This is a genomic window from Legionella rowbothamii, assembly GCF_900639985.1.
Taxonomy (GTDB): domain Bacteria; phylum Pseudomonadota; class Gammaproteobacteria; order Legionellales; family Legionellaceae; genus Legionella; species Legionella rowbothamii.
Map to the genome: position 1 here is coordinate 56,909 of NZ_CAAAIM010000009.1, position 12,429 is coordinate 69,337.

Sequence of the window (12,429 nt, forward strand, 5' to 3'; positions counted from 1 at the left end):
TCTCAACGGAGTAACGCTACCTTTTCAGCTTCTTGTTCTTGATTAAATAAACTCCAGTTTAGCTTATAGTTTAGTTAACGGGTTCAGATTATGTTATATTTAATTCATTCAGATCGATTGTTGAACATAGAGAATAAAAGGTCATACCATGAAAACACTTAATAAAATTTTAGGATTTAGTTTTTTAGAGGCTATTTCAAATGGAATCAATGCAAACAGTAACTACCCTAGTGCGAGTATTCAAGAGCCCGGAGGATATTTCTGTATCACTGTTGAAGCTGGTAAAGAAGAAAATGAAAAATTTGAGCAGTTTATCAAGATTTTTCCTGAGTTATGTGTACAGTATGCCATCCCATTGTTGTCTAACCATAATGAATATACTAGGAAAAGAGTGCCACAAGGTGCTACTGATCTAATTAAATATGAATTTTTTATTAGTCCAGATGATCTTGATAGAATTTTGATGAATGAAAGTGAGTCCTATCGAGGATATCGTTCTACAGGGTCAATTTTGCGCTTAGCTTACCCTTTGCAGGAGGCTTTTAAAATAGACACTATCTGTTTATTTCCTGTATTGGAAATGGATTCGAATCAAATAATGCTGCGTATAGCGGGTTGCAATGCTAGTGAAACCATAACTACTCAATTAGCTTATTATTTTACTAAGTATCTTTCTCTTGAGGCGGGCTCGGCTGAACTCTATGGCCATCATATAGCTCCTATTGTAGAGGAAAAAATAGGGCTGTATGCTAGCGATTTTTTAGAGGTAGCTCTTGAAACTATAGGGATAAAAACTCAATTGAATCATCAATCTGAAGAGGGATTTACTGTACTTTCCTTAGAGGGGGAAGCCCGGGAATTCCTTGTTGAGATAGATTCCGAAGCCAGAACTATTTATCGTCTATTAGGTGTAGTAACTCCTGATGAACTACCTAATCTAAAATCGATAGAAGTTCCCATAACTAAATATCTTAAGGCTTTATTTAGTAAACTTTCTACTAAAGGCATGTCTATTGGAGAGGAGTTACTCGAGATGGTGGACAATATTAAATCGCTACAAGAGGAAGTGGAGACTTTATCAAAAGAAGGTGAGATAACTGACGACATCAAAGAAAAAACAAGTAAATTAAGTATGCTCACACTATCCTATAGATTAACTAATGAGCGATTTGCCCGGTATTATAACGGGATGCAAACCATTCTAGAAATACTGAACCACATCTATAGTGAGAAAATAGCAAAGCAAACGACTGAGAATCAAGCAAAAGTATTTACATCGTTACCGTTAGCCCCCACATTTTATCAGGCTGCAGAAGAGAAAGAGTTAAAGGATGGAAGTTCTCCTGAGATAAGTCCCAGAAACAATTGAGATCAATGTGCTTGGATTAAGTGGTTTTGTTGGGATAGTAGAATTGATTTAGTCCAAAAAAGTATCCCGATAATTCAAACAATAAAGGCCTCTTCGTGGCCTTTATCTTAATGTCATTTAGCTAATTGTTTGGGATAATCCCAAACAATTAGGTCGATTTTTTTAATACACATACTGCTTCTGAGGAGTAAGGAGCCTGAAGTTCGAGTGTGTCGCCTTTTTTAAATAAATTAACATGTAATGAGGTTGAGAGAAGTCTGCTCCCAGTTTTAGATGGCCCCATTTCTGCTATGGACTCATAGTTAATTGACATCATATCGCCATAAGGAGCGCTAACCTGCTGAATTGTAGCCTCTCTCTTATCAGATGTGCTGTTACTTTGAGAGGATAGTTGGCCTAGATTAAGCACCACGCTCTCTTCTTCATTGTCACCAAAAGTTAAGGACATTTGTTTTTTGTTTTGGGTAATGGTAAGTCGAAGCTCCCAGTCTCCATCTTCTGCATCACCGACACATAAGCCCACCCATACGCCTGAGAAGTCATTAAACTTAGCACTGTGTTGATGGGGGGCTGATGTTTGGGGACTCAGATTTTTTTTGTAAAAAGAAAAGGCGAACGTATTTGCTGCAAGCATTGAGGTGATGATTAAAAAGGCTAATTTTTTCATAATTTCTCCATATTAAGACCTGAAATGCTTTGAGTTCTTATGAGATTCACTTGAAAGAACTCAGGACTGCGCAAACCATATCATTAATTGAGTGTGATAACAATTTGCAAGACATCCTACACTTAAAAGGAATTATTCAGACTGAGCCATACTATTTATGACTGATATGAAAAAATTATTTCTCGCCTAGTCAATAGGTTAGATTCTCTTAATAGAAAACCATATTCTAGCTGGATTTACAAAAGAGGTTTAGGTCTCTATGATATCTGTAACGGTAATCAAAAAAAGAGTAGATTATGTCTCCACGTGGTGGTAAACGAGATGGCTCGGGGCGTCCTCGAGGTGAGCCATCAACAACAATTCGCGTTCCAGTGTCTCAAGTGGATGCAATTAAGGAGTTTATTTTTAAAACCTACCAACTTCCTGTATTTGCAAGCAAAGTACAAGCAGGATTCCCCTCACCTGCGGACGATTATATTGAAGGTTATTTGGATTTAAATACTCAATTTATTCAGAATCCTTCTGCAACATTTGTGGTGCAAGCGACCGGTGATTCGATGGTTGATGCGGGTATTTTTCCCGGGGCTTACCTCATAGTGGACCGGAGCATTGCAGCTACCGATGGCCGTATCGTGATTGCGGCGGTGAATGGGGAGCTGACGGTAAAGCGGTTGTCTAAGAGAGGAGGCCGTGTGCAATTACTGCCTGCTAATCCGCAATTTGAACCCATCGATATTACGGAAGAAAGCGAGATGGTTATTTGGGGTGTGGTTACCCTGGTATTGCACGAGCCCTTATAACATGTTTGCCCTGATTGATTGTAATAATTTTTATGCCAGCTGTGAGCGCTTGTTTCGCCCCGACTTATGGCATGTTCCCATCGTGGTTTTGTCGAATAACGATGGTTGCTGCATTGCGCGCTCCAATGAAGCAAAGGATTTGGGCATCGCGATGGGGGCACCCTATTTCAAAATTAAGAATTTATGCAAGCAGCATGGGGTAAAAGCATTTTCCTCCAACTACACCCTCTATGGCAACATCAGTCATCGGGTCATGTGCACCATAGAAGAATTCTGGCCTCATCTGGAGGTGTATTCCATTGATGAGGCCTTTATCGATTTGAGCAGCTTGCCAGTAGCCTTGCATGATACCTTTTGCCAAGATTTGCAAAAAAAAATTCTAAGACACACAGGAATTTCTACTTCCATTGGTATTGGTCCCACTAAAACGTTAGCGAAAGTGGCTAATTATCTGTGTAAAAAAGTCTTTAAAGTACCGGTATTTAATATTACCACTCAACGAGAGGCGTGGTTAAAGCAAATCGGTGTTGGGGATGTATGGGGGATAGGGCGGCAATGGGAAAAAAAACTAATTGCTCGGGGGATTAACACGGCATACGACCTAGCCTGTGCCAGCCCCCACCATTTAAAAAAGAGTTTTAATGTAGTGATTATGCGGATCGTTATGGAATTGCAGGGCATCGCCTGCGGTGGGTTGGAAGAAATAGAGCCCAAGCAAAGCATCCTGTCTTCTAAAAGTTTTGGTGCTATGCAAACCGAGTGGGCATCCATTGCGGAGTCGGTGAGCAGTCACTGCGCACGTGCGGTGGAGAAAATGCGCGCACAACATTTGGTGGCCCAACGAATATATGTTTTTGTACATACCAACCGTTTCCGCGAGGATTTAGCCCAGCACTTTCAAGCCATGGAATTTCGCCTGATTAATCCGACGGATGATTTGCGCTTGATTACACGAAATGCCAAGCGCTGTTTACGTCGAATCTTCAAGCCAGGCTATTTCTACAAAAAAGTAGGCGTTTGCTTGGAGGACTTAATTCCCAAAGCTCACAGACAATTGGACATGTTTCACCAGCCCGCCGAGGAGCGGCTCGAGCATAGCGAACAGTTAATGAGTGTGTTTGACCGAATCAATGCCAAATATGGGCGCAGCACCATTCGTTTAGCGGCTGAAGGGTATTCTAAACCATGGGCCATGCGTGCTGAGTTGAAGTCTCCTGCCTACACTACGCGTTGGACGGATGTGCCCCAGGTGCATTGCGGGGATGGAGCTCAAAAAGCATGACTTCAATCCGAAAGATCATTCATATTGATATGGATTGTTTTTATGCCGCCATTGAGATGCGTGATTTTCCAGAGTTGGCGCATCGGCCGATTGCGGTAGGTGGGGAGGCGGACCGGCGTGGGGTGATTGCTACGTGTAATTATGCTGCACGCGCCTTTGGGGTGCGCTCGGCGATGCCTACAGCAAAAGCTCGCAAGTTGTGTCGAAACTTAATTTTACGTCCGGTGCGTATGGAGGTGTATCTGCAGGAGAGTCAGCACATTCGGGAGATATTTGCAGAATACACCGATTTAATCGAGCCTTTGTCCTTGGATGAAGCCTATTTGGATGTGACTAAGTCCACTCAATGCCAGGGTAGTGCCACCTGGATTGCCCAAGAAATCCGCGAACGGATTTTTAAGGCACGGAAATTAACTGCCAGTGCAGGTATTGCCCCCAATAAAAGTTTGGCAAAAATTGCAAGCGATTGGCATAAACCCAATGGGCAGAAGGTCATTAAGCCCGATGAAGTTGGTGCTTTTATGGTAGATTTACCCGTACGTAAACTCTTTGGTGTAGGACCTAAAATGGAAGAAAAGCTGCATGCTTTGAATATTCAAACCTGTGGCGATTTACATTATTACTCTTTAGACGCATTAGTCAGCTCGTTCGGTGTCATGGGGCATCGCTTGTATGACTTAGCCCGAGGGATTGATGATCGTCCAGTGAATCCGGAGCGCATTCGTAAATCCATTAGTGTGGAAGAAACCTATTTACAGGACTTACCAGATGTGGGCACCTGCCTTGCCGCACTTCCCGAGCTGATGACTCGTTTGGAGGGACGTATTGAACGAGCAGGTCTCGTAGGAATTCATAATTTGTTTGTAAAACTAAAATTTAGTGATTTCCAGCAAACAACGGTGGAGCTGGTGCATGAGCGACTCGATGTATCTGTGTTTAGTCAGCTTATTCACGAGGGATTTTTAAGAAAGAATATGCCGGTGCGATTACTGGGGATTGGGATTAAACTAAAGCAGCACCTGATTCATGAAGGCATTCAATTACCGCTCTTTGATTTCAATTAGTTAATCAAGGTCGCGGACTTGTTATTTAACGCGGAGAGCAAAATAGATAGCCGATCATAGTGGCTCAATTCGAAAGCGGGTGGCTTTGTGTTTGCATTGGGTCCCGATGCCGGGTTCCGAATTTCTCCATTTACTACATCCACACTCTTTTTAGATGCTTGAATTATTAAGGTGGAATTATATAAGCGGGAAATCATTTTGCTTTTACGTCTCGCTTCCGCTGCACGTAAAAAAATGCGTGTCATTTTTCGCGCTATTTTTTCTTCCAAAGCCAAATCCTCTTCGGGGTTTTGCTTCTTTTCATTACTCCACCATTTTTGAAATGTTCCCTTTCCATAAGTTTGTTCAAATCGTTTTAAGAACGTGTAGCCAATAAATAAGCATGACCGTATGGCGAGTGTCTCAATAGACGCATACTCTAAATGATGCTCAGTACAAAACAGTTGCCAGGCATCTTTTAGTGCTTTGGCGCTAATGTGTTCCTCTCCGTAATCAATTGCTTCATGATTTTTTAGCGCATGGACTAATCCCATTAACCAGGTTAGGGCATCCTGATGTTTATGAGGCCCATTAATAAACGTGGAGTCTCGGTGTTTCGAAAATTCGCTGTAGTTGTAATTATAAAAAATGAGGCTTTGACGTTCTAATGTTAATAATACATTGTAAGGTGGTGACCATTTTTTTATTTCGTCCGACTCCAGTAAGGCTGCTTCCAGCGGAGTATCGCATTCGATGGTTTCAATGTCCCATACTTGAGCTAGCATTTCTAATTTGCGACGGTCTCGATTTTTTACTCCACGAAAATAGGAGTTCACCCGTGCTTTTAACGAGGTTGCTTTCCCAATGTATAAAATCGTTCCGTCTTCGGCGAGCATGCGGTACACCCCTGGATTAATGGACAGATTTAACCTGGCTAACCGCTCAATATTGTATTCATAGTGAATGGCCTTCTTTTCAGAAGGCTTCGTTGCTAACCAGGTTTCAAGACTGGAGTAACAGCTTATATTTGCTGTAAGGAGCTTTGGTAAAAGCTGTTGCCACACATGAATGGTCATGGAGACATGAGAGTGGATTTCATTTTTTGGTGTATTCGGCCATTTATAATATCCGGCTATCGCTTTTAAATTGTGGCTGGGAAGGTGGGGTAAGAGGCGTTTTGCAATTTTTTGCGAGCAGATTAATTTAAAATTTAACTCCTCTGTTTGGGTATGCTCTAAATAAAACTGCTTTAAAAAGCTTTTCTCAAATTGCGCATAATGCGCAATCACGATGGGGTCAGGCCCGAGTTCATTTAAAGTCTGTTGCAATAGATTAAATATACTTTGCGGGTCAATGCTGTGCTCCAAATCTTCTTCACTAAGATGCAGCATTTTTTTTATTTTGCTCGGAATTAACTCCTCATCAATTTTGAGTGTCCATTTTTGAATATCAAAAAAATGCAATGAGTTGGGGTCAAAAATGCACCATCCTATTTGCAGGAGACGCCCTGAGCTGGGATGCATTCCCGTGGTTTGGCAATCGAGAATGAGAATCTTTTTATGGGCTAGCTCAGTCATTGGTACTCAATGCCTCTGATCCAGTTTCGGTGTTTTGCGATTTTAAATGATTATTGGGATTGTTCTCTTGATTCCAGAATGATTGCACATCCTTAATAATTGAGGTGGAAATCAGTTCTTGTGGTTTTTCCGAGTACCAATCTTTGGGCATGCATTGACTGTAGGCACATTGAAGAAAGCGATTATCCATTAGCACAATTAATCCCTTGTCCGTTTCACTGCGAATGACTCTTCCTGCAGATTGAATGGCTTTTGCCATGGCAGGATAAGTGTAGGCATATTCTTGCCCTTGTTGATAATGAGTTTCGTAATAGCGTTTCATTTGCTCACGCTCCCAATCAAAAGACGGCAGGGGAGGGCCTATAATAAACGCGCCAATAGCTAATTCACCGACATAATCAATTCCTTCGGCAAACATGCCGCCTTGCACGGCAAAAAATAAATGATTCTTATTATGTTGATGAAGCTGCATTAGAAGCGATTTTGTTTCTGGCGCGTCCATACGACGCTCTTGTCGAATTAACGTAAATTGTGAAAGGCTGGGCATTTGTGTGTAAATTTGCTCCAAAAACTCGAAGCTTGGGAAAAATACAAAATAGTTGCCTGGCTTTAAAGCGGAGAGGCGAACAATAACTTCAATTATTTTAAGACTATTTGATTTTCTATCTCGGTATTTGGTGGATACTTGAGGAATAATAAGCAGTTTACGATGGCGAGGCGAAAAGGGTGAAGAAAATTCTTCTGTGTGTAATCGAGACGTATTTAGCCCAATGAGCTGGCTGTAGTAATCAAAGGGTTTTAAAGTGGCAGAAAAACCAATAACTTGTTGAAAGTTAGTGTAGTGTTCTTTTAAAAAGCTGGACGCATCACAACAGCTAATTTTTAAGGTATGGTTTTTAGGGTGGAACGAAATAAAAAACTCATCTCCTCCTTGATTTACAAACTCGAGTGCTGCAGTAAAATCGGACCAGTAATTAAACAACTTTAAAATCGGGTCATCGCTTTCAATGGTTAAATCCGATTCTAAATAATCAGTAAGCAATTGATTTAATTTTTCTTCTTGCTTTTGAAAAGCCTCCTCTGGGGCCCTTGTGATATGTGGTTCATAGACGTTGGGGAGCGCACAATTATCAATAAGGTTGATGCATTGATTGATGATTTTCGTAAGCTTTTTCTGGAAGGGGTGAGGGTATCTATCGAGTGCATCTAAATAGCGCTCAAAAAATGCAACCTCCAATATAGGGGAAAAATAGTTCATGCCCCTGCTCGGTAAATTGTGTACCTCATCGATGACTAAATTAGGCTTTTCATGTTCACCCAATTGCATCCCTACCACCTGACGAGGTGTATTGGTTGATGAAAAAACATAGTTGTAGTCGCCAATAACCACATCGGTAAAGGGAATGGCCTGCATCTGCAATTCATAAGGACATACTTGATAAGTTATTGCTAGCTCTCTAAACACAGAGGCATCTAAGTTTTGTTTTTTTTGAATCTTCTTTAATAAATCATTACTAGTGCATTTCGTGTAATGATTTTCGGCAAATTCACATTGCTTACTCGTACAAATCGGTTCACTTTTCATGCACAATTTTTTTTTGGAGGTGAGCATAAGGGAAGAACATGAGGAGCCTTTTTCTTGAAGCAAATGAACTGCATTTAAAGCGATTTGATGTTGGCTGTTCTTAGGAGTTAAATAGAGTATTTTTTGTCCTCGACTTAATGATTCCTTTAACGAGGGATACAAAATAGCAATCGATTTGCCTAAACCGGTAGGGGCTTGAATGAGCATGGGCCTTTTATTCTTCATAGAGGACTCAACAGATTCCATTAATTCTTTTTGATGGGGTCGTGGTTGAGCAAAAGGAAAACTAATTAGACTACTTCTTTTTTTGCGACGTTTGATTCGTTTTTTTGACTCTTTGATTTCTAAGACAAGTTCTTCTAAGCGACGATTTAACCATTCCTCAAACGCCTCTTTATTAAATTCGAAAACTAAAGGATAGGTTTTTTTATTGCGTAAGGAAACAATTAATAAATTTAATTTGGGAATGGTTTTGGTTTTTAACCAATGAATATAGCCATAGATTTGTAATTGCAGCCAGTACGGATGGGTAAAATAGTTTTCTGCAAGCCCCTCAATCAATTTTTGAGGTTCAAAGGCAGTTTTAATTTCTTCAATTCTTAGGGTTTCCTCTTGGTAAATGCCATCCATCTGTCCTGAAATGTTAAAAAAATACTGCTTATAAGTAAGCTGATGGGTGATATTTACTTCTGGAGTGTAGTTTGCATGCAATTTTAGTTGTTTGTACTGAAGGGTTTGATGCGCTTTAATGGCGAGTTTGGATGTAAGGTTAAAACCAGAATAGGTATCAATACTTCCTACTCTAGGTGAAGGAAGTGCTAAGTCTGTAACCGATAAATTATATGTTTTCATTGCAACAAAAAGATAAAAATAGAAGTGCCCATTGAAAATAAGATGAATCATTTACTTATCGAGGCACGAAGCGTTCATGATAGCATAGGAGCAGATAAAATGGTGCTTATTTGTACTTTTGTTTGAGCTAAGTCCCTTTCTGCTTTTGCTCTGTTGCTTTAGCAGGGGAGGTAATTTAGTGTTCTTTTTCTTTTTTAGACTGTCTTTAAGTTCGACCACTGAATCTTTGCTTTGATTTGTTGTTTTTAAACCTTTTGGTCGGACTTTTTAGGACATGTGGAAAGGTCTCTACTCGTCAATGCGGAGGCGTTGTAAACTATAAAGACATTACAAGCCAATAAGAAATCTAAAATGCTACAATAACTTGAACTATCATCGAGAATAAGAAATTTCTTACATGATAATGCGCTATTTTGAGTTTCATTCTTGATAATTGTTCGCTATGATTAATGAAGTACGAGGAAAGACAGCGGACGTCTTAAAAGGATTGTTTAGAATGCATTAAGGATGATGCACTACCACAAGGATGTGGTCTGTCTCCTCGGAACACTAATTTACTTCTTCATTTAATCATTAAGAATCTATCCCTTTAAAATCTCATCTTTAAGTTGCCTACATGGTTTCAATTTGAACTTTTCGAACCTAAAGGCATCGGATGGGGGATTCAGGATAATTTCAAATAAAGCAAAATTTTGTCATAAATTTTAGTGAGTTAAATTTTCATTTTGGGACGAACATGGCTTAAGCCTCCATCCACTGCAAGAACTTGTCCAGTGATCCAACTATTTTCTGGGCTTAATAAAAATATAATCGCTTGAGCAATATCTTCGGGTGTTCCAATACGTCCCAAAGGATGCATTGCTTTTGATGCATTATAAACGAGCTGATTATTTACTAAAGGAGAGGTCAAAGGGCTATCGACCATTCCTGGCGCTACCACATTGACTCTTAAGTTATTCGACGCATAAGTCGCTGATGCTGATTGAGCAAGACCGATAATTCCTGCTTTCGCCGCAGCAATTGCCTCATGATTAGCTAGCCCTACCAATGCTGCTGCTGATGAGATCAATACTACTGAGCCGCCTTTTTTCATCATCAAACCCGCAGCACGGATCGTAGCAAAAGCGGTGGTTAACGACGCATTAATGCATGCTTGGTACTCATCTAATGTTGTTGTATGAGCAGATTTCAACAATAAAGAGCCTGCGCAGTTGACAACCCCATCTAGACTACCGACACTATCAAAAACCGAAGTAACCGCATCAAAGTCGCTGGCATCGAGCAAGAAGTCTGGATTAATCTTATGGTTATCTCTTGCGGTGGTAAATACCTTATCGCCACGGTTTCTCAACAACGTGGTGACGGATTGTCCAATTGCACTGCTTGCCGCGATAACTAAATAACGTGCCATAGTAAAATTCAAAAAATAAATAATTTAGCTACACTATGCTTGAGGAAATTTAAAAGTTCAATAGATGGAAACAAATAGTAAATTCATAGGCGCATTAACTTATACAATTAAATGGTACAAAAAAATTTATCTCGTTACGGGTTTAACACTTTTAGGAGCTTTCCATGAGTGAGTTTGCTAACCGTCACCATTGTAGTGCCACTTTATTTATTAGTTTTTGGTTTAGATTATGTTGCTAAAGTATCTATTTAAGAGGGTTTCTATTTTAAATTACGTGCAGGAGTAATGGTTTTTACCATAGGGAGATTATTAATCATTCATTTCAAGCCCCCCTTAGTCTTAAAGCCTAGGTATTTGATAAATTATTGTACACATGCAATAATTTAGTATTAGGCGTTTAATGCAGTCATCAAGCATTTTAATGTGGGTAGGCATTTAAAAATTATTTGCCTTAATTGAATGTTCGTAGCTCAGCGGAGTGATGAAATGCATCCAGTACTTGTTTTTATTGAACGTTATGGAATTTTAAGGTTGGCATAATAACACCATCATCATCTCGCATCAGGGCTTTCGATGGTGGAAATAGATATGGGTATGCTCGGGGACTTTGAACTGGAGCCTAAATCAGTATTAGCAGAGGATCGAATGAAGGACGGGCTGCTGATATTTATGGAGAACTATGATGAAACAGATAGGCTTATTTTTCTTAACGATGATTTGTGTTTTTGTATTGGATATGATTTGGCTTGGTTTCATTGCCAAAAATATTTATGCAGAAAACATTGGCATGCTATTACGCAAATCAGGTGGAGGCATGGCGCCTATTTGGTGGGCAGCCGTAGTTGTTTATGTTTGCATCGCCCTAGGAATTCTTTATTTTGTTCTACCCAGTGCACAGGGGAATTATCTGCAAGCTGTTGCTGGAGGAATAATCCTTGGCGTTGTGACTTATGGTATCTACGATTTCACCAATTACTCAATTCTTACGAACTGGCCTTTGAAGATAACATTAATCGATTTTATTTGGGGAATGGTTTTATGTGGACTGAGCAGCTTAATGGCTGCATTCATTCAGAATCGATTTTTTTCTTAAACCAAGGGAAAAACATTGGCGTTTGTTTTTGATACTCAATGTATTTTTGCCCTCTGGATTCTATGGAGCCTCTTTCTGTTAAGGGGCCTGTCATACGAGTAAATATAATATAAAGCATTAATGGCGAAACTAAGCCCAAATATCCTATGTTTGACTGTAACGCCAGTAAAGCGAATCCTATCCAGCTTAACCAATCAAAAAAATAATTCGGATGTCGTGAATAATTCCATAAACCTAGGTTACAGACCTCTCCTTTATGCCGCATTTTAAAGCCCTGCAGTTGCAAATCTGCTACTGTCTCTCCGATAATTCCTACTGTAATAATGAAAAATGCAAGGATATCTATCAGGGTAATATGAGTCAGTCCTGATTGGCTAATCAAAAAAAATACACTTGAAATAACTAAAATGAGCAGGCCCTGGAGTTGATAATTAATAAAAAAACCAAGGGAAGGACTTATTTTCCAACGGCTACTGAGTTCAGTATAACGCCTGTCCACATGTCCTTCCCTTATTCGGGTGTACCATAAATAAAAGGCAAGGCGCCAAGCCCAGATAATGAGAAGAATGCCCGTAACTTGAGTACGAAAATTTAAAGGGACCAAATACAAATAGATTAATCCTGAAACCATTAATCCTAATGACCAAGAAACATCCACAACTGAAGGATTTTTTAAAATGCGATATAATCCCCACATAAAAATCATTTGTAAAAAAAGATAAATCATTACTATGGTTATCGCATGCATTA

Annotated in this window: 10 protein-coding genes; 5 read left to right on the forward strand and 5 right to left on the reverse strand. The window is 39.8% G+C overall.

Features of this window, described 5'->3' with window-relative positions; genetic code table 11:
* Positions 1–148: 148 nt before the first annotated feature.
* Complete coding sequence (locus E1P08_RS13850) at positions 149–1,369, forward strand: hypothetical protein (protein ID WP_133137608.1); 1,221 nt, start codon at positions 149–151, stop codon at positions 1,367–1,369.
* Positions 1,370–1,517: 148 nt separating this feature from the next.
* On the opposite strand, the gene E1P08_RS13855 is transcribed toward E1P08_RS13850, so the two are convergent.
* Positions 1,518–2,036: a hypothetical protein gene (locus E1P08_RS13855; protein ID WP_133137609.1), complete on the reverse strand. Its 519-nt coding sequence runs from the start codon at positions 2,034–2,036 to the stop codon at positions 1,518–1,520.
* Positions 2,037–2,332: 296 nt separating this feature from the next.
* Here E1P08_RS13855 and E1P08_RS13860 point away from each other — a divergent pair, with 296 nt between their 5' ends.
* The 3 genes from E1P08_RS13860 to dinB are packed head-to-tail and all read left to right on the forward strand — an operon-like array spanning position 2,333 to position 5,182.
* Positions 2,333–2,836 carry a LexA family protein gene (locus E1P08_RS13860; protein WP_133137610.1) on the forward strand — a complete coding sequence of 168 codons (504 nt, stop codon included), beginning with the start codon at positions 2,333–2,335 and terminating at the stop codon, positions 2,834–2,836.
* Position 2,837: 1 nt separating this feature from the next.
* Positions 2,838–4,118, forward strand: coding sequence for a Y-family DNA polymerase (locus E1P08_RS13865; RefSeq protein ID WP_133137611.1), 1,281 nt, complete (start codon positions 2,838–2,840; stop codon positions 4,116–4,118).
* Entirely contained in the window at positions 4,115–5,182 is a 1,068-nt protein-coding gene (gene dinB, locus E1P08_RS13870; protein WP_133137612.1) for a DNA polymerase IV, read from the forward strand. The genes E1P08_RS13865 and dinB overlap by 4 nt, the downstream gene beginning before the upstream one ends.
* Here the strand turns inward: dinB and E1P08_RS13875 are convergent.
* From E1P08_RS13875 to E1P08_RS13885, 3 genes are all read right to left on the reverse strand, one after another.
* Positions 5,179–6,738, reverse strand: a complete 1,560-nt coding sequence (locus tag E1P08_RS13875) for a GIY-YIG nuclease family protein (RefSeq protein ID WP_133137613.1) — start codon at positions 6,736–6,738, stop codon at positions 5,179–5,181. The genes dinB and E1P08_RS13875 overlap by 4 nt on opposite strands.
* On the reverse strand, positions 6,731–9,226 hold the full coding sequence (locus tag E1P08_RS13880) for an ATP-dependent DNA helicase (RefSeq protein WP_242602475.1): 2,496 nt from the start codon (positions 9,224–9,226) through the stop codon (positions 6,731–6,733). Before E1P08_RS13880 ends, E1P08_RS13875 begins: the two co-directional genes overlap by 8 nt.
* A gap of 661 nt (positions 9,227–9,887) precedes the next feature.
* Positions 9,888–10,586 carry an SDR family NAD(P)-dependent oxidoreductase gene (locus E1P08_RS13885; RefSeq protein ID WP_133137614.1) on the reverse strand — a complete coding sequence of 233 codons (699 nt, stop codon included), beginning with the start codon at positions 10,584–10,586 and terminating at the stop codon, positions 9,888–9,890.
* A gap of 679 nt (positions 10,587–11,265) precedes the next feature.
* Between E1P08_RS13885 and E1P08_RS13890 the strand changes: the two genes are divergently transcribed.
* Positions 11,266–11,679, forward strand: a complete 414-nt coding sequence (locus tag E1P08_RS13890) for a DUF2177 family protein (protein ID WP_242602476.1) — start codon at positions 11,266–11,268, stop codon at positions 11,677–11,679.
* On the opposite strand, the gene E1P08_RS13895 is transcribed toward E1P08_RS13890, so the two are convergent.
* Complete coding sequence (locus tag E1P08_RS13895) at positions 11,654–12,427, reverse strand: DUF1295 domain-containing protein (RefSeq protein WP_133137615.1); 774 nt, start codon at positions 12,425–12,427, stop codon at positions 11,654–11,656. The two genes, E1P08_RS13890 and E1P08_RS13895, sit on opposite strands and share 26 nt — an antisense overlap.
* Positions 12,428–12,429: the final 2 nt, after the last annotated feature.